The organism is Serratia nevei (assembly GCF_024160145.1).
Taxonomy (GTDB): domain Bacteria; phylum Pseudomonadota; class Gammaproteobacteria; order Enterobacterales; family Enterobacteriaceae; genus Serratia; species Serratia nevei_A.
The window spans coordinates 325,542-345,568 of record NZ_JAMYWQ010000001.1; the positions used below are offsets into that span (position 1 = coordinate 325,542).

General features: G+C 64.4%; 17 protein-coding genes. 5 read left to right on the forward strand and 12 right to left on the reverse strand.

The window, feature by feature from the left end; genetic code table 11:
* Window positions 1–65 precede the first annotated feature (65 nt).
* Both M6G53_RS01435 and M6G53_RS01440 read left to right on the forward strand, forming a co-directional pair.
* Window positions 66–977, forward strand: coding sequence for a LysR family transcriptional regulator (locus M6G53_RS01435; protein ID WP_060439994.1), 912 nt, complete (start codon window positions 66–68; stop codon window positions 975–977).
* Between the two features lie 268 nt (window positions 978–1,245).
* The gene (locus M6G53_RS01440) at window positions 1,246–2,415 is read left to right on the forward strand and encodes a cupin domain-containing protein (RefSeq protein ID WP_253328441.1); all 1,170 of its coding nucleotides are present in this window, start codon (window positions 1,246–1,248) and stop codon (window positions 2,413–2,415) included.
* Window positions 2,416–2,457: 42 nt separating this feature from the next.
* Here the strand turns inward: M6G53_RS01440 and M6G53_RS01445 are convergent, their stop codons facing one another.
* Window positions 2,458–3,378, reverse strand: a complete 921-nt coding sequence (locus tag M6G53_RS01445; protein ID WP_253328442.1) for an alpha/beta hydrolase — start codon at window positions 3,376–3,378, stop codon at window positions 2,458–2,460.
* A gap of 151 nt (window positions 3,379–3,529) precedes the next feature.
* On the opposite strand from M6G53_RS01445, the gene M6G53_RS01450 reads away from it, so the two are divergent.
* A complete protein-coding gene (locus M6G53_RS01450; RefSeq protein WP_253328443.1) occupies window positions 3,530–4,441 on the forward strand; it encodes a LysR family transcriptional regulator in 912 nt (303 codons plus the stop codon).
* Window positions 4,442–4,464: 23 nt separating this feature from the next.
* On the opposite strand, the gene M6G53_RS01455 is transcribed toward M6G53_RS01450, so the two are convergent.
* Genes M6G53_RS01455 through M6G53_RS01465 form a run of 3 tightly spaced genes read right to left on the reverse strand, consistent with a single transcriptional unit; the run spans window position 4,465 to window position 8,461 of the window.
* Window positions 4,465–5,769, reverse strand: coding sequence for a c-type cytochrome (locus tag M6G53_RS01455; RefSeq protein ID WP_253328444.1), 1,305 nt, complete (start codon window positions 5,767–5,769; stop codon window positions 4,465–4,467).
* 11 nt (window positions 5,770–5,780) lie between these two features.
* Window positions 5,781–6,239, reverse strand: a complete 459-nt coding sequence (locus M6G53_RS01460) for a (2Fe-2S)-binding protein (RefSeq protein ID WP_253328445.1) — start codon at window positions 6,237–6,239, stop codon at window positions 5,781–5,783.
* Window positions 6,239–8,461 carry a xanthine dehydrogenase family protein molybdopterin-binding subunit gene (locus M6G53_RS01465; RefSeq protein ID WP_253328446.1) on the reverse strand — a complete coding sequence of 741 codons (2,223 nt, stop codon included), beginning with the start codon at window positions 8,459–8,461 and terminating at the stop codon, window positions 6,239–6,241. Before M6G53_RS01465 ends, M6G53_RS01460 begins: the two co-directional genes overlap by 1 nt.
* 263 nt (window positions 8,462–8,724) lie before the next feature.
* On the opposite strand from M6G53_RS01465, the gene M6G53_RS01470 reads away from it, so the two are divergent.
* Window positions 8,725–9,216 (forward strand): DUF1003 domain-containing protein, encoded by a 492-nt coding sequence (locus tag M6G53_RS01470; protein WP_253328447.1) that lies wholly within the window; start codon window positions 8,725–8,727, stop codon window positions 9,214–9,216.
* Between the two features lie 11 nt (window positions 9,217–9,227).
* Here M6G53_RS01470 and M6G53_RS01475 read toward each other — a convergent pair whose 3' ends face one another.
* The 3 genes from M6G53_RS01475 to M6G53_RS01485 all read right to left on the reverse strand — a co-directional run bounded on the left by M6G53_RS01475 (window position 9,228) and on the right by M6G53_RS01485 (window position 11,972).
* The gene (locus tag M6G53_RS01475) at window positions 9,228–10,052 is read right to left on the reverse strand and encodes a M55 family metallopeptidase (protein WP_253328448.1); all 825 of its coding nucleotides are present in this window, start codon (window positions 10,050–10,052) and stop codon (window positions 9,228–9,230) included.
* Between the two features lie 16 nt (window positions 10,053–10,068).
* Window positions 10,069–11,127, reverse strand: a complete 1,059-nt coding sequence (locus M6G53_RS01480; RefSeq protein WP_253328449.1) for a P1 family peptidase — start codon at window positions 11,125–11,127, stop codon at window positions 10,069–10,071.
* A gap of 98 nt (window positions 11,128–11,225) precedes the next feature.
* Window positions 11,226–11,972, reverse strand: a complete 747-nt coding sequence (locus tag M6G53_RS01485; RefSeq protein WP_253328450.1) for a sulfite exporter TauE/SafE family protein — start codon at window positions 11,970–11,972, stop codon at window positions 11,226–11,228.
* Between the two features lie 106 nt (window positions 11,973–12,078).
* Here M6G53_RS01485 and M6G53_RS01490 point away from each other — a divergent pair, with 106 nt between their 5' ends.
* Window positions 12,079–12,987, forward strand: a complete 909-nt coding sequence (locus M6G53_RS01490; RefSeq protein ID WP_253328451.1) for a LysR family transcriptional regulator — start codon at window positions 12,079–12,081, stop codon at window positions 12,985–12,987.
* Here M6G53_RS01490 and uilS read toward each other — a convergent pair.
* The 5 genes from uilS to M6G53_RS01515 all read right to left on the reverse strand — a co-directional run bounded on the left by uilS (window position 12,971) and on the right by M6G53_RS01515 (window position 19,722).
* Window positions 12,971–13,831: a UilS family quorum-quenching N-acyl-homoserine lactonase gene (gene uilS / locus M6G53_RS01495; protein WP_253328452.1), complete on the reverse strand. Its 861-nt coding sequence runs from the start codon at window positions 13,829–13,831 to the stop codon at window positions 12,971–12,973. The two genes, M6G53_RS01490 and uilS, sit on opposite strands and share 17 nt — an antisense overlap.
* 99 nt (window positions 13,832–13,930) lie before the next feature.
* Window positions 13,931–17,503 (reverse strand): molybdopterin cofactor-binding domain-containing protein, encoded by a 3,573-nt coding sequence (locus tag M6G53_RS01500; protein ID WP_253328453.1) that lies wholly within the window; start codon window positions 17,501–17,503, stop codon window positions 13,931–13,933.
* Window positions 17,496–18,038, reverse strand: a complete 543-nt coding sequence (locus M6G53_RS01505; RefSeq protein ID WP_253328454.1) for a (2Fe-2S)-binding protein — start codon at window positions 18,036–18,038, stop codon at window positions 17,496–17,498. The genes M6G53_RS01500 and M6G53_RS01505 overlap by 8 nt, the downstream gene beginning before the upstream one ends.
* 85 nt (window positions 18,039–18,123) lie before the next feature.
* The gene (locus M6G53_RS01510) at window positions 18,124–18,597 is read right to left on the reverse strand and encodes a MarR family winged helix-turn-helix transcriptional regulator (protein ID WP_253328455.1); all 474 of its coding nucleotides are present in this window, start codon (window positions 18,595–18,597) and stop codon (window positions 18,124–18,126) included.
* Between the two features lie 66 nt (window positions 18,598–18,663).
* A complete protein-coding gene (locus tag M6G53_RS01515; protein ID WP_253328456.1) occupies window positions 18,664–19,722 on the reverse strand; it encodes a 2,5-dihydroxypyridine 5,6-dioxygenase in 1,059 nt (352 codons plus the stop codon).
* Window positions 19,723–20,027: the final 305 nt, after the last annotated feature.

Consider the following 20,027-nt stretch of genomic DNA (forward strand, 5'->3'; position numbering starts at 1 on the left):
ATCATGCGCGCCGCCGTGCCATGATGTCTAATGCATTCCGGAACAACTAAAGATACCTTTGAGGTATGGCTATGATCGAACTGCGTCGCCTGCGGGCATTCGTCACCGTGGTGGAAGAAGGCAATATCACCCGCGCTGCCGAGCGGCTGTTTATCCAGCAGCCGCCGCTGACCCGCCTGCTGCAGGGGCTGGAAGATGAACTGGGCGTAACCCTGTTACAGCGCCTGCCGCGCGGCGTGCGCGTCACTGAAGCGGGGGGTGTGCTGTTCGAAGAGGCCCGCGCCCTGCTGGCGCGCGCCGAACGCCTGCGCGAAGCGGTGCAGCGCGCCGCTCGCGGCGAGCAGGGGCACATCGCCATCGGTTTCACCAGTTCCGCCGCGCTGCACCCGTTCGTGCCCAACCTGCTGCGCCGCTACCGCGACATCCTGCCGGGCATCACCACCCAGCTGGAAGAAGCCGGCAGCGGCGAACTGATGGAGGCGTTGCTGGAACAGCGCCTCGACGCCGCCTTCGTGCGTTCGCCCGCCAGCGGCATTCCCGGCCTGAGCGTAGAGCCGGTGCTCAGCGAGCCAATGATCGTCGCCCTGCCGCTGGGCCACCGGCTGGCGCAAGAAACGCAGCAGCCGCTGCCGCTGGCCGAACTGGCCCACGAGGCGTTTATTCTCTATCGCCGCCCGGCCGGCCAGGGGCTGTACGACGCCATCCTGGCCGCCTGCCACCGCGCCGGCTTCAGCCCGCGCATCGTGCAGGAAGCGCCGCGCCTGCCGGCCACCCTCAGCCTGGTCGGCGCCGGGCTGGGGCTGTCAGTGGTGCCCGGCTCAATGCGGCGGCTGGGCGGCGACGGCATCGTCTACCGCACCCTCGCCGAAGAGGCACAGCTCAGCGCCCCGCTTTACCTGGCGCTGCGCCGCAGCCCGGCTTCGCCGATCGTCGAGCGCTTTCGGCAGCTGGTGCTGGAGACCGTGGGGGAGTCATGAAATAGCTGTCGTTTATTATTTATTTAAACCGGTCGACGACTAAATTTAATTCCAATTAATGACTATTCAACTTCCGATGAATTAATCAAACCCGCTCTCACTTAGTAACAAACACAAACAAATAAGCGCCTACCCAATAAATTCCAGCCACTAGGATTTAAGGGTCACAGCCTGTTCCCGCCGATGACAAAAAATCATTTCAATGGCGCTCGCGCCTTCCCTGTCGCCTGTCTCCGCAGGCGCACGGTTTTATATTGGAGAAAACGCTATGCTATCGCGTCGTGATATATTGAAAGTCTCCGCCGTCAGCGCCGCAGCCGCCGGCATGATAGGCGGTATCGCGAAAAATGCCGCTGCCGACGACCATCGCAATATCGTGCCCCCCAGCAGCTATCAGCCGCCTGCTAATGCGCAGCACCTCTATAAGTACAAATTCACCGACAGCAAAAAACGCAGCCTGCCCAGCGGCTGGGCACGCGAGGCCACCGTCGAGCAGTTTCCAATCTCCGAAGGCGTGGCGGGCGTCGACATGACGCTGGAGCCGGGCGGCGTGCGCGAGCTGCACTGGCACGCCATCGCCGCCGAATGGGCGTTTATGCTGGAAGGCCATGCGCGCATCACCATCCTCGATCCCGAGGGCAAATGCGAAGTGGCGGATTTCGGGCCCGGCGACGTGTGGTATTTCCCAAAAGGCTACGGCCATTCCATTCAGGCGCTGGCGGACGGCGCGCATTTTATTCTGGCATTCGATAATGGCCATTTCTCCGAATTCGGCACCTTCAGCATCACCGATTGGGTGGCGCATATGCCGAAAGAGGTATTGGAAAAAAGCGTCGACATGCCGGCGGCGGTATTTTCCAAGGCCAAACAGGGTGAGGCCTATATTGTTGGCGGCGCCGTTCCGCCCGCCCTGCCATTACCGAAAAACGACGGTGGATTAAATAACGCCCCGCTGACCCACCGCTATGAATTAATGAAGAAAAAACCGTTCTTTGAAAATGACGCCGGCAGCGTGCATTTGGTGTCATCGAAAGAATTTCCCATTTCCACCACCATGACCGGCATCATCGAGATCGTGAAACCCGGCGCGATCCGGGAATTGCACTGGCACCCCAATGCCAACGAATGGCAATACTATATTGCCGGCAAGGGCCGCATGACGGTGTTCAGCTCGCACGGCCACGCGCAGACGGAAGAATATGCCCCTTCGGACGTCGGCTACGTGCCGCAGGGCTTCGGCCATTACATCGAGAACATCGGCGATGAGGATTTGAAGGTGCTGATCGTGATGGACAACGGCATTTATCAGGATATTTCGTTGTCCGACTGGCTGGCGAAAACCCCGGCCTACCTGCTGGCGGATAACTTCAACAATCAGGTTGAGGACTGGCAGGATCGGCCGAAAGACAAGCGGGTCATGTCACGGCGCAGCCGCTGACGCCACGGCGAGGGAGAGACTCCCTCGCCCTCCGGCCTGCGCTTACAGCGTGGCGTTAAAGAACGGCACCAGCTTCTCCAGCGCCTGGGCTACCGGCTCCGGTTTGTCGTAGAGATCGTAATGCGACCAGCCTTCCACCACCACCAGCTCTTTGTGCTGCGACTTGGCGCGGCGCACGATCTCATAGCCGTCGCGCAACGCGCCGAACAGGCCGGGTTTGCTGCCGACGATCACCAACAGCGGCTGGGTCAGCAGCACTTCCGCCAGGTGGAACGCATCCCAGCCCACGGCCACCGCGTTGTGGGAATACAGCGTCTTGTTTACGCCGTTCGGCTTCTCGCCGCGCGCCGTGCGGTAGTATTCCGTCGCCTCGCGCAGATCGATATCGGCACCGTCTTGTTGCGCCGCCTCAACGCTCGGGTACAGGCCTACGTCCACGCGCAACGCCGCGCCGCGCGCCTCTGCGGTGCGCTGCCGGGCAATATCCTCCAGAAATGCCACAGGATCGCCGTTGGCCAACACGCCCTCGCGCATCACCCGGCCATAGTTGGCGCCGGTGATGGTCGCCACCGCTTTGATGCGCCGCTCCGTCATCGTGGCGTTGATGGCGTAACCGCCGCCGCCGCAGATGCCGAGCACGCCGATACGCTGGTCATCAACGTAATCCAGCGTCACCAGATAATCGGTCACGACGCGGAAATCTTCCACGCGCTGGGCGGGATCTTCGATAAAGCGCGGTTCGCCGCCGCTCTCGCCCTGGAAGCTGGCGTCGAACGCGATGACCACAAAGCCGGCTTTCGCCAGCACCGCACCATAGACATTGCCCGAGGTCTGCTCTTTGCAGCTGCCGATCGGGTGGGCGCTGATGATCGCCGGATACTTTTTCCGCTCGTCGAAATCCGGCGGGAAATGAATATCCGCCGCGATGTCCCAATACTGACGCTTGATTTTGACCGTTTTCATCATGAGTTCCTCACAGGGTTGCTGGCTCGGGAAACGCGCTCGGCATCGCTTCCGCTGGGATAACGCTCACTTTAGACGCCGTATTGTTCTTTGAGAAGCGCAGAGAATGGACTACAGTGTTAAGCTGTGATTTACAATGCGGAGCGTCTCGATGGATCCTTCCCTGCTTCCCTCACTGGCGTGGTTCGCGCATATCGCGCAGCACCGCAGCTTCACCAAAGCGGCGGCCCAAATGGGCGTTTCCCGCGCCGCGCTGTCGCAAAATCTAAAGGCGCTGGAAAAACAGCTGAATCTCAAGCTGCTCTACCGCACCACCCGCGATATGTCGCTCACAGAGGAAGGGCAACGCCTGCTCGAGGCCCTGGCCCCCGCCCTCAACGCGATCGAACACGCCGTCAGCACGCTGGAAGAGAGCCGCCACGAGCCGGCGGGGCTGCTGCGGATAAACGCCTCGCGCACGGCCGCCAAGCACTTTATCGAACCGCATGTCGGCGAATTTCTGGCGCGCTATCCCAGACTGAAGCTTGAGCTGGTGATGGACGACGGCATGGCCAGCATCATTTCCGAAGGCTACGACGCCGGCGTGCGGCTGGGTGAAAGCCTCGCCGAGCATATGGTGGCGATCCCCATCACCCCGCAGGTGGAACTGGTGGCGGTGGCCACGCCGCAGTACCTCAGCCGTTACGGCACGCCCGCCACGCCGGCGGATCTGGTCAACCACAACTGCATCGCTTTTCGCCACGCAACCAGCGGGGCCATTTATCAATGGGAGTTTTCCACCCTTGAGCGGCACGCGCGCCATACCTTTTCCGTCGAGCCGCAAGGCAGCATGATCACCAACGACGACGACGGCATGATCCGCGCCGCGTTGCAGCATGTCGGCATTATTCAGCACTTTGATTTCGCCGTGAAGGCGCAGGTGGAACGCGGTGAACTGGTGCGGATCCTGCAGCCCTGGTCGCAGCCGTTTCCCGGCTTCTACCTGTATATCCCCTCTCGTGAGCACATGTCTTCCAAGGTCAGGGCGCTGCTGGATTTTCTGGTCGAGAAGCGCGCAGGCTAAGCCGGCCCGCGCGCCTTTTCGCTTTACTGCTTGCGCTGCTCCGCCACCTGTTTGGCGGTGACGTTGCCCTGCTTATCGCCGAAGTGGCCGACCACGAAGTTGGCGACCGCCGCCACTTCCTCGTCGGAATAGGCGCTGCCGAACGCCGGCATCATTTCATGCCGCTCGCCGATGCTGATGCTCGTCCCCTTCAGAATGGCCTGCACCACGCTGCGCCCCTGCGGATCGTTCACCGCCGTGCTGCCCACCAGCGAGGCGTACTCGCTCTGGCGGCCCGGCCCGTTCCACTGGTGGCAGCCGCTGCAGTCGTTGGCGAACATCCGCCGCCCGAGCGAACGGTCTTGCCCGCCCGGCAGGATCGGCGTGGAGGCCCCCGCGCCCTTCGGCTGCAGGTTCACCGCCGCCGCGCCGTCGCCGGCGATCGGTTCGATATCGCGCAGGTATTTCACCAGCGCCAGATTGTCTTCCGGCGTCAGGAACTGCAGGCTGTTTTCCACCGCTTCCGCCATCGGGCCTGCGGCGCTGCTGCGCCCCGGCGCATGGCCGGTGGCCAGATATTGCGACAGCTGCTGGTCGCTCCAGCCGCCGATGCCGGTCTGTTTGTCCGGCGTGATGTTGGCGGCGAACCAGCCCTGCACCACTTCACCGCTCAGGTGCTTGCTCTGATTGAGGCCGAACCCCAGATTGCGCGGCGTATGACACTCGCCGCAGTGGCCCAGCGCCGTCGCCAGATAGGCGCCGCGGTTCCACTGCTCGTCCTTGTTGAGATCCGGCGCAAAGCGTTGCTCATGGAAGAACGCCAGGTTCCAGAATTTCATGCCCCAACGCTGGTTGAACGGGAACGACAGATCGTTTTGCGGGTTGGCCTGTTTCACCGGCGGCAGGCTGAACAGATAATCCTTGATCGCCAGCACGTCGTCGCGGCTCAGTTCGGTGTACGAGGTGTACGGCATCGCCGGATACAGGTTGCCCTGCGGGCCGACGCCTTCACGCACCGCGCGCACGAACTGATCGTCGCTCCAGTTGCCGATGCCGGTCTCTTTGTCGGCGGTGATGTTGGTGCCGTAAATGGTGCCGAACGGCAGCTTGAAGGCGAAGCCGCCCGCATACGGCGTGCCGCCCGGCGCGGTGTGGCACGCCACGCAGTCGGCGGCGCGCGCCAGGTACTCGCCGCGCGCCAGTTTATCGGTGATGCCGGCCGGCGCCCCGGCGATCGGCGCCGCAGGCTCCGCGCCGGTGGGCCGCAGCAGCGTGTACAGCACGTATCCTCCCGCCAACACCACCACGGCGATAATCAGCCATAACAGCCCTTTCAAGGCGTTGCTCATCGCATCTCTCCCTAACCCAACGCCTTGGCGGCCTGGTGGATGGCGGCGCGAATGCGCACATAGGTGGCGCAGCGGCAGACGTTGCCGCCCATCGCCGCGTCGATGTCCGCATCGCTCGGATCCTTGCTTTGCGCCAGCAGCGCGCTGGCGCTCATGATCTGGCCGGACTGGCAGTAGCCGCACTGCACCACGTCCAGACTGAGCCAGGCTTCCTGTACCGCCTTGCCTTCCGGCGTGGCGCCCACGGCTTCGATGGTGGTGATTTTTTTGCCGACGGCGGCGGAGACCGGCGTCATGCACGATCGCACCGGCACACCGTCCAGATGCACGGTACAGGCACCGCACATGGCGATGCCGCAGCCGAACTTGGTGCCGGTCAGGCCGGCTTCGTCACGCAAGAACCACAGCAGCGGCATGTGCGGATCGCCCTCGAAGGTCAGCGGCTGCTCGTTTACGGTTAATTGAATCATCAGGTTCTCTCCTTGTCAGACGCCGGGTTCGCGGTAGGATTATGCAGCGGCAGGCTCAGCGAGGTGCGCGGCCGCCCGAGCAGCGCCAGCGCGTTGCCGACTGCCGGGGCGATGGTCGGCACCCCCAGTTCGCCCACGCCGGTCGGTTTCTCGCTCGAAGGCACGATGATCACCTCGATCTCCGGCATCTCATCGATGCGCAGCGGGCGGAAGTTATTGAAGTTGGACTGTTCGACCACGCCGTCTTTCAGCGTGATATTGCCGTACAGCGCCATGCTCAGGCCGTAGCCGATGCCGCCCTCGATCTGCGCGCGGATCACGTCGGGGTTCACCGCCACGCCGCAGTCCACCGCGCACCACACCTTGTGCACTTTCGGGATGCCGCCTTCGCCGATCGAGACCTCGGCCACCTGCGCCACATAGGTGTCGAACGCCTTGGCGACGCCCACGCCGCGCGCGCGCCCGTCCACCACTTTCGCGCCCTGCCAGTCAGCGGCTTTCGCTACCGCGCGCAGCACGCCCGCCGCGCGCGGCGCATCGCCCATCAGCGCCAGCCGCCCTTCGACCGGATCCTGGCCGGTTTCCTGCAACAGCTGATCGATAAAGCTCTCCACCGCGTGGCCGGTGTGGGTGCTGGCCACCGACCGCAGCGAGGTGGTCGGCACCTTGCCCGGCACGATGTGCGCATCGCAGCGGAAGGCTTCGAAGGTGTATGACACCTCACTGGCGCCCTCGACCATCATCTGATCGAGGCCGTTGACCACCAGCGCATCCATCGCGCTGTGGCGCGTCCAGGAGTGGCCGACGACGGTATCGGTCCAGCCCACCACCTTGCCGCCGCGGATGGCCCCGCGCAGGCGGTGCAGGATCATCGGGCGATACCAGCCGTTGCGAATGTCGTCCTCGCGCGTCCATACCACCTTCACGCCGTGGCCGGGGCCGATGCCCTTGGCCGCCGCCGCCATGTCGGCCGCCAGATCCGGCCCCAGCGTCGGGTTGCCTAAATCGATGCGCCGGCCGAAGCTGCCGCCCGCCAGAATGGTTTCAATCTGTACCTTGTCCGGCGGCAACGCGAACAGATCGCACAGCTGCTTGTGATCGAGCGTCTGGATTTGGCAGCCGTAGCGCGCCTTGACGCTTTCTCCGTCCCAGAACAGATAGCCGTCCAGCGGCTCCATCGGCGCGTGGGCGACATAGGGGAAGGTGTATTCGGCCTCGATCACCTTGTCGGCCTTGTCGAACACCTCGTCCGGCTTGCCGAGACTCTTCGCCACCACGCCGGTTTTCTGCGCCACCTGGCGGAATTCGGCGTAGATCGCCTCGGTGTTGCGCCGTTCGGCCTGCGCGTCGTCCCACGTCACCTTCAGCCGCTCCCGCCCCTGGATCGCCGCCCAGGTGTTTTTGGCGTAAACCGCCACGCCGGTGGCGACTTGCTTCACCGCCACCACCCCCGGCACCGCCAGCGCCCGTTCGGCATCGAAGGTCGCCACCTTGCCGCCGAAGCGCGGCGGCTTCTTGATGGTGACGGTCAACATGTCCGGTTCGTGGATATCCTGTGAGAACTGCGCGCTGCCGTTGGTTTTCGCCAGCGAATCGACGCGGTGCAGGCCGCGCGCTTTGCCGATCAGGGTGAAATTGGCCGGATCCTTCAGCGTCAGGCTAGCGGGATCGGGCGGCGGCAGCGTGGCGGCCAGCGCGGCGAACTCGCCGAAGCCCGCCTCGCGCCCGCTGGCGGCATGGCGGATCTTGCCCGCCTGCACGGTAATTTCCTGCGCCGAGGTTTTCCAGCGCTGCGCGGCGGCTTGCACCAGCAGCGCACGCGCCATGGCACCCATGCGCCGCATCTGCTCATAGGCATTGGCCACCGAGCTGGAACCGCCGGTGCCCTGGAATCCGAAGGTCAGGTTTTTGTAGATATTGGTGTCCACCGGCGCGGCAACGACCCGCACCTGCGCCCAATCGGCATCGAGCTCTTCGGCAACCAGCGTCGCCATGCCGGTATAGACCCCCTGGCCCACTTCGGTGTGTTTACTGATCACGGTGACGACGCCGTCGGCGCCGATCTGAACGAAGGCGTTGGCGTCAAACGCCGCCGCGCCGGAGGCGGCCGGGGCAGCCGAACGCGCCAGCGCGCCGGTGGACGGCAGATAGGCGCCGATCACCAACGCCCCGGCGCCGACGATAAAACGCCGCCGCGAAAGCGGAACTTGGGATATGCTCATTGCTCATGACTCCAAAAAAGCCGAAGGCGTCACTGCGTTCGGCGCAACCGATCTTGTTATGGGAATGGCTTGTGGCGCCCGTCAGGCGACATAGCGCAACAGAGCAATAATTAGCTTAGCCTATTATCCAGCAGGCCTAATCTTGATAAGGGATTTTTCGTTGAGGGATCGTGCGCTGTGGGTGGTCTACGCCGGTCTGCCGCGTCTTTACATGCATTTGTGCTATAAATGCAACACTTCCAATCTCTATGAGTCTTACCGCTATGTCGGAACACAAAAAATTTCGCTTGTATCGGCCGTTGCAAGGCCTGACCCATACCTTCGGCGATCAGTGGTTTGCCCTGAAAGCCGAAGCGTTCGCCCGCTTTTTTGGCACGCCGACTTTTTTGGTGGGGCAAACGGTGGTGGTCGGCGTCTGGATCTACCTCAACCTGGCCGGCTTCACCAAGTTCGATCCTTATCCATTTATTTTGCTTAACCTGGCGTTCAGCCTTCAGGCGGCCTACGCCGCGCCGTTGATCCTACTGGCGCAAACTCGCCAGGCCGAGCGCGACCAGGCGCATGCCCTGGCCGACGCCCAGCACCGGGAAGATCTGGACGAGGCGATGGCGCAGCGGCAAACCCTGGCCGAACGGCAGTCCGAGCAGTTGCTTGAACTGCTGAAGCAAAACACCGAACTCACCGCGCTGACCAAACAAATGGCCGAACGCATTGAGAACCTTACCCTCCAGTTAACCCAACGCGAGCGCCTGTAACGCATGCTTCCTCAGCTCTGCGTCGTCGCCAGATAGGAGAAGACGCTGAGCAGGCAGATTGGCGCCGCCATGTTGTCACTGTCGAAGGCCACGGTCAGCGCGTCCTGGCGCTGCACGCCGGGCACCAGGCTGAACAGATCCGCCAGCACCGGTTTGGCCGCCATCAGCGTCAGCCGATAAGGCGGCATGAAGCGGCGTTCCACCGGCAGCTTCCCGCCCTGGCGCACCTGTTGCATCGCCCGCTCGCGGATCTCGGCGCGCGCCCGCTGCGGGCTGAGCGATTCGGCGGCGGTTTGTGAGATGGCGCGCTTCACGCACACATAGCCAGATTGAGGATAACGTTCAGCAATCCAGCGTTGCAGCTCGTCGTCACCGCTCACCAGCCACAGCGGCACGTTCAATTCGGCCGCCGCCGCTGCATACAGATCGCTTTCGCCCACCGCTTCGCCGTTCAGGCTGACGCGGTAAAAGGCCCGGCCGTTGATGGTGTGCGCCAGCACGCCATGTTCGCCGGCGGCGCTGTGATAGCCGATAAACATCAGGCCGTCGTAGCGTTGGTGTTGCAGCCCTTCCACCATCGACAGCCCGCGCGGCTTGCCCTGTACCAGCCGCGCGCGCCCATCGATGCGATCGGCGCGCAGGTTCTGCATCATGGCGTGGCTGTCGGCCACCGTCACCTCGGTGGCCCCGCCGGCGAAAGCGCCGTCGATGGCGGCGTTGACCTCCTGTTCCATCAGTTCGCGCGCCGCCGCATAGTCGGCGTGGGCCGGGTTGCACTGTTCCGGCCGCATCACGCCGGCAACGCCTTCGATATCCGCAGAGATAAAGACCTTCACATCACACTCCCGTCATTTAATTTGCCGCCGCCAGCCGATCGAGCAGCGGGCCCAGCGCCGCGCGCGCATGCTGCTGGAAGCCGCTGACGCCTTCGGCGCTCAGCAACGCATCGAGCACCGCGTATTCGGTGGCGTCCGCCGCCGCCGCAAACAGCGGCTCCAGCCGTTCGTCCGGTAGCGTGGCCCCCAGCAACCGGGTGGAAAACGCCAGCGCGATGTCGCCGGAGCCGTGCCCCCAATGGCTGCCCACCCGCCCCAGGCCCGCGCCCGCTCTGCGGGCGATGCGGCTCAGCTGGCGGCTGTCCAGCGCCCGATCGCAGGCGATGATGATGATGACCGAGCCGGCGTCCACCTGCGGCGGCGGATCCGCCAACAGCTTGCCCAGCGCCGGGCCAACGCGCACGCCGCTCAGCGTCAGCGAGTCGAGGGTGCCAAAGTTGGCCAGCACCAGCACGCCGAGCATGGTGCCTAACCCCGGGCAATAGCGCGAGGCGGTGCCGATGCCGCCCTTCAGGCCGAAGCTGCTCATGCCGCGCCCGGCGCCGACGCTGCCGCGCGCAAAGCGGGTGGAATGGTTATCCAGCGCGCTGAAGACGTGTTCCTCACGCACCGCCATCGCCTGAATATCGTTGAGGTAGCCGTCGTTGCACTCCAGTACCAGCGGGTTGATGGTGGCACTGCCGCGGCCGATCTGCGGGTAGCGCAGGCAGCTGCGCCGCACCATGGCGTTGAACAGCGTGCCGACGGCGAAGGTGTTGCTCAGCAGAATAGGCGTTTGCAACTCCCCCAGCTCATTCAATTGCACCAATCCCAGCGGCTTGGCGAAACCGTTCAGTACCGCGCTGCCGCACGGCAGCGGCTGGTTGAACAGATCGCCCGGCGGCACGATGGCGGTGACGCCGGTCTGGCATTCGCCGTCGGCCAGCGTGTGGTGCCCGACGCTGACGCCCGGCACGTCGCACAGGCTGTCGGTCGGCCCGGCCGGATAGCGCGCGCCCGGCAGGCGGCGATGGCGCCGCCAATAGCTCAGCAGATTGTCGAGGCTTTGTTGTTCAAACACCTGGCTGTCTGTCATGGTTCCCTCATCCGCCGTTAGCCCATCAGAAAACCAGAATATCGCGCAATGCGCCGCGCCGTAAATTGAAAGCCGAAGGCGTAGGTAAAATTTACCGCCTAATGCATCCCCCGCCACACAATCTCCGCCCCCAACAGCAATAGCCCGCTAAAAAAGCAGCGGCGAAAAATCAGCGGGCTGCTGTGACGACGCACGATCCCGCCCAGCCACATGCCGCCCAGCGCCGGCAGCAGCGCCAGCAGCGAACCGCCGAGCAACGCGCCGGGCAGCGCCTGATGCCAGGCTAATCCGGCGGCCAGCGCCAGCGTCGAGACGGTGAACGACAGCCCCAGCGCCTGCACCAGATCGTCACGCGCCAGGCCCAATGCGTTCAGATAGGGCACCGCCGGTATGACGAATACGCCGGTGGCGCCGGTCAGCGCACCGGTCGCCAGGCCGCACAGCGGCCCCAGCCATGGCTCCACCGTGGCGGAAACCCGCCAATCGAAACGGGTGAATCCCAACAGCGCATAGCCGATCAGGCAAACGCCCAGCGCCAGCGGCGCCAGGCGGCCGTCGCTGGCGGTGAGCGCGCCGGCGCTCAGCAACGTGCCCAGCGTGACGCACAGCATCATCGGCCAGAGCCGGCGGCACAGCGCCCCCAGCCGCGGCCCGCACAGCAACTGCCACAGATTGGTGATCAACGAAGGCAACAGCAGCAGCGCGGCGGCCTGCCCCGGCGGCATCATCAGGCTGAGCAGCCCCATCGACACCGTCGGCAAACCCAGGCCGATCGCCCCCTTGACCGTGCCGGCCAGCGTAAAAATGCCCGTCAGGGCGATAATCTCGAGTAACGTCAGCGACATGCGTCTATCCTTATGGCAATCAACGGCCCGATTGTGGCCGGCGGCGCGGCGCGGCACAATGCGGCAATGGCAGAGCCTGCCTGCGGCAAAGACAGAGGGAGAACGCATGCATTTTGACTTTATCGATCTGCGGCTGTTGGCGGCGGTGCTCGAGACCGGCAGCATCACCGCCGGCGCCGAGCGCGTCGGGCTGTCGCTGGCCGCCGCCAGCGCACGCATGCGCGGGCTGGAGCAACAGGCCGGCGTGGCGTTGCTGACGCGCAATCCGCGCGGCGTCCAGACGACGCCGGCCGGTGAACGCCTGTTGCAGCAGCACGCGCGCGTGCTGCTGCAACAGCGCGACCGGCTGCGGGGCGAGATGGCCGAATTCGCGCCGGGCCAGCGCAGCCAGCTGCGCATCGTCGCCAATACCGTCGCCGCCGACGCCTTTCTGCCGGAGCTGCTGGCGGATTTTCTGGTGCTGCACCCGCACACCGACATCGCGCTGGAGGAGCTGCCCAGCCCGGTCATCGCGCAGGCGATCGCCGAACAGGCGGCGGATATCGGCATCGTGGCGGATCACGCCGATCTGCGCGGGCTGGCTAGCTACCCCTTCCGGCAGGATCGTCTGGTGCTGGCGCTGCCGCCGGGGCATGCGCTCAGCGGCCGCCGTCAGGTCAGCTTCGCGGACACCCTGTCTTTTGAGTTTATCGGCCTGCCGGAACAGAGCGCGCTGCAACAGCATTTGGAACAGTTGGCGATACGCAGCGGCGGCCCGATGCGGCTACGGGCGCGCGCAGCTAATTTCGACGCCATCTGCCGCATGGTGTGGCGCGGCGCCGGGCTGGCGGTGGTGCCGGAAGAGAGTGCCCAACGCCATCCGCAGATCCGACACGGCGCCCTGTCGCTGACGGACGACTGGGCGACCCGGCGCCTGTCACTGGTGGTGCGCGAATGGGCGCAGCTGCCGCTGCCGGCGCAGCGGCTGGTGGCGTTCCTGCGCCAGGGGGAAGGCGGTATTACAGGTGATCGTTGAACCACGCGATCTGACGGCCGATGATGCCGGCGAAATGCGGGCCGGCGTACATGTCATAGTGCTTCGCATTCTGCTCGACATGCAGCGCCTTCTTCGCGCTGCCTACCGCCTCATACAGCGCGATGCCCTGCTCCGGCGGATTCACGGTATCGCCGCCCGCCACCACCACCAGTACCGGGCATGTGACTCGCGCCGCATTGTCACGCGGCTGATAGCGCAGCGTTTCGCGCACGGTCAGGAACGGGATCTTGATGTCCATCGCCGGGTAACGCACCTTGTTCTCCTCGAAGAACGCCTTCGACTCGTCATCGCTCAACACCCGGGTGACGGCGACAAACATCTCTTTGCCGGTGGCCTGCTTCTTCTCCGCCATTTTGTCCAGCGTGGCGATGAACGCCTGTTTTTCGTCGGCGGCCATTTTCCCCGTCACGATGGTTTCCCCGTCGGCGAAGGCCAGCTGGCTAACGATGCACTTGATGGCCGGATCGGCCGCGGCGGCGCCGAACACGTGGCAGCCGCCAAACGACGTGCCCCACAGGCCGATACGCTCGCTGTCGATCTGCGGCTGCGTTTGCACCCACCGGCTCACCGCCAGGATATCCTCAATCTGCAGCGCCGGTACCAGCCGCCCGCGTTCGCCCTCGCTGGCACCGAAGCCGCGATAGTCAAACGTCACCGCCGCAAAACCGGCCTTGACGAAGGCCTCGGCAAAGGCCGGCAGCAACAGCTCCTGAATGCCGCAGAAGCCGTGACACAGAATAATCGCCGGAACCTTGGCCGGGTTCTCAGGTAAACGAACTGTTACGGCCAGGCCGCTTTCCATTTTATGCGTGGTTAATGCCATGTTAACTTCCTGTTTTTTATAGGTAAGGTAAAAATCAGGCTAACATTAATCCCCGAATGAGCGCCGCCAGTCAATAACCCAATGTAACAATTTACAATGTTAATGATTCCCTGGTTCCGCGCGCAGCCGCGCCACCTGCGCCTCCACGTCACGCCAGGCCGGTTTGTCGCCGGCATAGCGTTGGCGCAGATAATTCACCAACGCCGTCACCTGCCGATCGGAAAAGCTGTCCTTAAAGCCCGGCATAAATCCCAATTCGGCGGTGGCCGGTTTGGGGATCCCTTGCAGGATCACCTTGATCAGGTTATCGGGGCGATCGCTGAAGATATTGGTGTTATTGGCCAGATCCGGGCTGACGCCGAACAGCTGCGGCCCACCGGCAGCGGCGCTGTGGCAGGCCTGGCAAGCGCCCTGGAACAACCGCTCGCCGGCCAGCTGCCCCGCCACCGGCAAGGCGCGGGCCGCCAACTGCGCCTGCGGTTCCACATTCAGCGTCGCCTTGGTGCTCAGCGACATCACATAGTTGGCCATCGCCCGCAGATCGCTCTGCGGCAACGTCGCCAGTTCGCTGACCACCGGCCCCATCGGCCCGGCCGCCACGCCGTGCTCGGCGGAATGCCCGCTGCGGAAGTACTGAAACAGCTGCTCCTCGGTCCAGGGCTTGTCCGCGTTGGCCAATTGATTCAGCGCCGGCGCTTCCCAGCTGTCCACCCTCCCACCCGCCAGGAAAGCCGCGCCGCCCTTTTCCGCCCCCAGCAGATTGCGCGGCGAATGGCAGGCGGCGCAGTGGCCGAGCCCGTTGACCAGATAGGCGCCGCGATTCCACTGCGCGCTTTGTTGCGGATCGGGTTGAAATTCCCCCTGGCGCAGGAACAGCGCGTTCCAGCCCGCCATCAGCGGCCGCAGGTTAAACGGGAAGCGCATCTGATTGGCCGGATTGCTCTGGCGCACCGCCGGTTGCGACATCAGATAAGCGTACAGCGCCTGCATGTCGCCGTCGGTCATTTTACTGAATGCGGTGTAGGGAAATGCCGGATACAGATGACGGCCGTCGCGGGCGATGCCCTGGCGCATCGCCCGATCGAACGCGGTAAACGACCAGTTGCCGATGCCAGTTGCCACGTCCGGGGTAATGTTGGTGCTGTAGAGGGTGCCGAACGGCGTCGCCATCGCCAGCCCGCCGGCGTTGGTCGCCCCTTCCGCAGCGGTATGGCAAACCGCGCAGTCGCCGGCGGCGGCCAACTGGCGGCCGCGCTCCAGCGTGGCCGCCGACCAGGTGCCGGCGCCGGGCGTCGCCACCGGCGCGATCTCCACCCGCCACGGCAGGGCGCTACCCGCGATGCCCAGCACCGCGCCGAACAGCCCCGCGGCACCGCCGAACCACCATTTGCCGCGCTTCTTTTTCTTGGGCGGCGCGGCCTGCCGCTCGGCGTCCGCCCCGTTCAGCGCCTCTCGCAGCTTATCCGAGGTGATGGGCAGCTCGCGAAAACGAATGCCGGTGGCGTCGAACACCGCGTTGGCGATGGCCGCCGCGCTGGGCACCGACGCCGACTCCCCGGCGCCCAGCGGCGGCTCGTCAGGGCGCGGCATCATCACCACGTCCACCTCCGGCACCTCCGGGAAGGTCAGGATCGGGTAAGCCCCCCATTCTTTGGCAGAGACCGTCGATTCCTCAAAGGTCACGCGCTCTTTCAACACCCGGCTGGTCGATTGCAACACGTTGCCGTGAATTTGGTGGCGCACGCCGTCCGGGTTGACCATCATGCCCGCATCGTGGCCGACCACGATGCGCGTCACCGCCACTTCGCCGCTGGATTTGTCGATCGCCACGTCGGCCACCCAGGCGGCCCAGGCCGCGCCAAAGCCGGGAAATTTGCTGTGGATGTAGCGGGCATAGGCAAAGCCGCGCCCGCGCAGCACGCCGTCTTCCGCCGGGGTCTGCATCGGTTCGGTATGCGGCGTCCAGCCGGCGCGCTCTGCGGTGCTGCGCATCAGCTCACTGGCGCGTTCGTCATGGATATAGCGCAGCCGGTATTCCAGCGGATCGACGCCGGCAGCGTGGGCCAGCTCATCGATATAAGATTCGTGGGCGAAGGTGTTCGGCAAGGCGGAAACGCCGCGCATCCAGGAGGCACGCACGATCGGCGCCATGTCCTCGATGCTGACGCGCAGCGCCGGATACTCATAAGGCGGCACCGAGGTGCGGTCGCCCATTTCATAGGCCACCGGCAGCGGCTCGACCCGGCTGGTCAGCAGCAGCGCCAGCGTCGGTGCGCCGTTGGAAGGATAATAGGTGCGAAAGTCGTAGGCGACCGGGTGCCCGGCGGCGTCCAGCCCGCCGTCCACCTCCATCAGCTGCGCCGTGCCCTTCGGTTCCCACACATGTTCTTGTTCGCGGGTCAGCTGCACCCGCACCGGCCTGCCCACCGCGCGCGACAGCAGTGCCGCGTCGGCGCAGACGTCATCGGCGCAATTGCGGCCATAGCAACCGGCCGCCTCCATGCGAACGATCTCGATCTGCGCTTCCGGGTATTCCAGCAGCCAGGCCAGATCGGCGCGCAGCAGGTGCGGGTTCTGGCTGCCTGACCAGACCTGCAGGCGCTCCGGCCGGTAGTCCGCCAGCGCGCAGGAAGGGCCAATCGAGGCATGCAGCTGATACGGCCACAGGTAGCTGCGGGTGAAACGCCTGTCGGCCGCCGCCAGCGCCGCGTCCACATCGCCGGTATCGTGCACCACCCGGGTCGAATGCGGGTTGTCGCGCAGCGCCTGCGCCACGTCGGTCATCTGCGGCAAATTGCGCCGCCAGTCTTTCCAGCTGACCTGCAGCGCCTGCGCCGCCTTGATCGCCTGCTCTTCGCGCTCGGCGACAATGCCGATGAAATCGCCGATCACCACCAGTTTGACGATGCCGGGAATATGCACGATCGAGGTTTCGTCCACCGCCAGCAGGCTGGTGCCGACAAATTCGCCGCTGTCGTACCCGGCATAGGGCGGCCGCACCACCCGGCCGTGCAGCATGTTCGGCAGGCGCATATCGTGTACGTAGGTGGTTTCGCCGGTCGCCTTGGCCGGGATATCGACGCGCGCGGCGCTGGTGCCCACCAGGCGATACTCCGCCTGCGGTTTCAGCGGCGCGTCGCCGGAAATCGACAGTTCGACATGACCGCCGGCCACCAGCTCGGCGTAGCTGAGCGCCTGCCCCTGCGGGCTGCGGATCACGCCCTCCTCCAGCGCCAGCTGTTCTACCGGCGCATCGAAGCGCTGCGCCGCCTGGCGCAACAGCCAACGGCGCGCTTCGGCGGCGGCGTTGCGCAGCGGCACGGCGGAGATCTGCAGCGTGGCGCTGGCGATGGTGGCGCCCTGATTCGGCGCGCGCGCGGTATCGCCCAACACCATTCGCACCTGATCCATGCGCAGGTACAGCTCTTCGGCGACGATCTGCCCGAGCGCGGTGCGCACGCCGGTGCCGAGATCGACATGGCCGTTAAAGGCATAGATTTCGCCGCTGCCGCACAGGGCGATAAACAGCCCTTGCTCCCTGGGCTTCAGCACCGGCGTTTGCCCTTTGGGCACCGGCCCCGACGGCGGTTGCACGCTGTCGACGATCAGCAGCACGCCGTCGCGCTGCAGCAATTCGGCCTGGCTCGGCGATGAGGGACGGGAATCAGTCATGAGCGTGGGCGTCCTCATCGCGGCAGAGAATGATGGCGCGCTGAACCGCACGCAGGATTTCGAGATGGGTGCCGCAGCGGCACAGGTTGCCGGACAGCGCCTGACGGATCTCCGCCTCGCTCGGGGCGGGATTGCGATCCAACAGGGCTTTGGTGGTCATGATCATGCCGTTGAGGCAGTAGCCGCATTGCGCCGCCTGCTCTTCGATAAAGGCACGCTGCACCGGGTGCGGGCGCTGGCGATCGCCAAGGCCTTCCAAGGTGACGATCGCCCGGCCGGACACGCCGCGCGCCGGGATCACGCAGGAGCGCGCCGCCACGCCGTCGATCAACACGGTACAGGCGCCGCATTCGCCCAGGCCGCAGCCGTATTTCGGGCCGTTGAGCGCCAGATCGTTGCGCAGTACCAGCAAGAGCGGCGTATCCGCCATCACCTGCGCATGAAGCTGTTCGCCGTTCACCGACAGCATCAGCGGATGCTCCGTCAGCGTGGTGTTCGCGCCTTCCCTGGGCGACTGCACTTCAGATATCGCCATTGTTCGCGTCTCCGCCTGCACGTGATGGTCTTATGGGCTGGCCTCTCGCCACCGACCACCAGGCAACCGACGTTGCGCGGGCGAATCAGCCGGTGGGCGGATCTTCCAGCATTTTATTCAGCAGGAATATCAGCGCTATCCGTTCGGCCGGGTTGAGCGTGCCGAACGTCAGCTCTGTAATTTTCGCCGCCTGCGGCACCGTTTCCGTCAGCAGCACGGCGCCGGCGTCGGTCAGGCCGACCACCACCTTGCGCCGATCCACCGGATCCGGCGTCACCGTGATCAGACCGCGCGCCTTCAGCCGCTCGACAATGCCACGTATGGTGGCCTGATCCACCGCCGTCACCTGCACCAGCTCGGTCAGCGAGCTCGGCCCCATATCGCGCACCGCGCACAGGGTGATGAACTGCACCGCCGTCAGCTGCGAATCGCCGACGTTTTGCTGGAAAATCGCCAGGTGGCGCTGATAAACCTTGCGCAGCAGGTGCCCGACTTGCTCGGTAAAATGATAATTTTCGGGTTGGCCGCTCACGGCTGACGGGTATTCGGGGGGCGTCATTGCGTTACTCTCACCATCTATGGAATCCACGAGAATAGTACAAACCCCCGCCGTTGGCAGCAACGATTAAGCCCGGCGCACGCGCGAGGCCTCCGGCGCCACCACTTCCCCGTCCGCCACCACCGTTTGCCCGTCGAGGCGGATGTCGCAGCGGCGCAGCGCGATGTCCATATGGCAAGGCGTTTTGCGCGTGCCGCCCACTTCGGTATTCGGCCCGGTGGAGAACAGGAAGTTGCCGTAAAACGCGCGCGCGTCCATGCACATACCGTCGTTCTTGTCGTACAGGCCCATCGCCGTCCACTGGGCGCGCGGCTGCAGGCCCCAGCCGATGTGCGAGATGCCGTACACCTCCGGATCGTCAAAGTATTTCATGTATTCGCGCAGGTATTCCGCCTCGAAACCGCCGTGAATGCGGGTAACGAACCCTTGTTCGATCTCCAGCGTGATGCGTTCGCGCGCGTAGCTTTTAAACGGCAGCAAGATATCGCCGACCTCCAGCACCAGCACCCCTTCCGCCTGCTCCTCATTCGGCCAGGTGAACAGGAAGCCGCTCGGCCAGTGATCCCAGCGCCCCGGTTCATCGGCATAGCCGTACTCGGTCACCGTCGGGTATTGCCCGAGCGGCGCGCGGAAATCGCTGCCGGCGGCGGAGGTCACCTGCATCCGCTTCGCCTGCTCCAGTACGGCGGCGGCGGCCAGCACCCGCGCCTTGTCCTCCGCGTTGGGCAACATGCGCGCCAGCACCTCCGGCGGCTCCACCGCCAGCAGGATGCGGGTGCCGGTTTTCAGGATCTGCTCCTGCTCCGGCGAATGCAGCAACATCATGGTATCGACGATCAGATCGGCAGACTCCAGCGCACGCTGCGCCGCCAGGTTGCCGGTCAGCGCGGTATCGCCGCAATAGGCGGTCATGTCGTTGCCCATCGCCCGCGGATGGTTGAACGCCGGCAGCTCGACGGCATACACCCTGGCGCCCAGCCGCAGCGCCGCGTCGGTCGCGGCGCGCACCGTGCGCGCATCGGAATAATGGCTTTTCAAAATCGCCACGCTCTGCGAAGCATCGACCTTCGACAGCGTAAGCACCTGCTCGAACAGCTGTACCAACTGGGTTTCATTGACCGCCATGGCCTGTCTCCTGTCTCGTCAAGGGTGTCCGACGCCCGCAAGGCGGCGGTGATTTTTTAAACAATTTAAAGTGAATGCGCTCATTTTTATCTAAGTCAAAAAAGCAAAGGAAAGCAAGCTGCGACTATCCATCATAAGAAAGTCCTATTTCACCCCTCTACAATCCTGTGATTAACATGAGTTTAACAGTAATGCGCCGTCAATTAGCGTGAGCAAGATCTGATTTAACACTTTTGCAACATTGCATTATCTAGCGCATACACTATAAATCGATCGTCCAGCCAGGCGTTGGGCCTACGCTGAAA

What these genes read in the sequence shown, in the direction of transcription:
- M6G53_RS01480 (WP_253328449.1), bottom strand. Translation starts at nt 11,127, where the DNA reads ATGACAGACAGCCAGGTGTTTGAACAACAAAGCCTCGACAATCTGCTG.
- M6G53_RS01440 (WP_253328441.1), top strand. Translation starts at nt 1,246, where the DNA reads ATGCTATCGCGTCGTGATATATTGAAAGTCTCCGCCGTCAGCGCCGCA.
- M6G53_RS01510 (WP_253328455.1), bottom strand. Translation starts at nt 18,597, where the DNA reads ATGACGCCCCCCGAATACCCGTCAGCCGTGAGCGGCCAACCCGAAAAT.
- M6G53_RS01505 (WP_253328454.1), bottom strand. Translation starts at nt 18,038, where the DNA reads ATGGCGATATCTGAAGTGCAGTCGCCCAGGGAAGGCGCGAACACCACG.
- M6G53_RS01500 (WP_253328453.1), bottom strand. Translation starts at nt 17,503, where the DNA reads ATGACTGATTCCCGTCCCTCATCGCCGAGCCAGGCCGAATTGCTGCAG.
- M6G53_RS01460 (WP_253328445.1), bottom strand. Translation starts at nt 6,239, where the DNA reads ATGATTCAATTAACCGTAAACGAGCAGCCGCTGACCTTCGAGGGCGAT.
- M6G53_RS01455 (WP_253328444.1), bottom strand. Translation starts at nt 5,769, where the DNA reads ATGAGCAACGCCTTGAAAGGGCTGTTATGGCTGATTATCGCCGTGGTG.
- M6G53_RS01450 (WP_253328443.1), top strand. Translation starts at nt 3,530, where the DNA reads ATGGATCCTTCCCTGCTTCCCTCACTGGCGTGGTTCGCGCATATCGCG.
- M6G53_RS01445 (WP_253328442.1), bottom strand. Translation starts at nt 3,378, where the DNA reads ATGAAAACGGTCAAAATCAAGCGTCAGTATTGGGACATCGCGGCGGAT.
- uilS (WP_253328452.1), bottom strand. Translation starts at nt 13,831, where the DNA reads ATGGCATTAACCACGCATAAAATGGAAAGCGGCCTGGCCGTAACAGTT.
- M6G53_RS01465 (WP_253328446.1), bottom strand. Translation starts at nt 8,461, where the DNA reads ATGAGCATATCCCAAGTTCCGCTTTCGCGGCGGCGTTTTATCGTCGGC.
- M6G53_RS01435 (WP_060439994.1), top strand. Translation starts at nt 66, where the DNA reads ATGGCTATGATCGAACTGCGTCGCCTGCGGGCATTCGTCACCGTGGTG.
- M6G53_RS01515 (WP_253328456.1), bottom strand. Translation starts at nt 19,722, where the DNA reads ATGGCGGTCAATGAAACCCAGTTGGTACAGCTGTTCGAGCAGGTGCTT.
- M6G53_RS01485 (WP_253328450.1), bottom strand. Translation starts at nt 11,972, where the DNA reads ATGTCGCTGACGTTACTCGAGATTATCGCCCTGACGGGCATTTTTACG.
- M6G53_RS01470 (WP_253328447.1), top strand. Translation starts at nt 8,725, where the DNA reads ATGTCGGAACACAAAAAATTTCGCTTGTATCGGCCGTTGCAAGGCCTG.
- M6G53_RS01490 (WP_253328451.1), top strand. Translation starts at nt 12,079, where the DNA reads ATGCATTTTGACTTTATCGATCTGCGGCTGTTGGCGGCGGTGCTCGAG.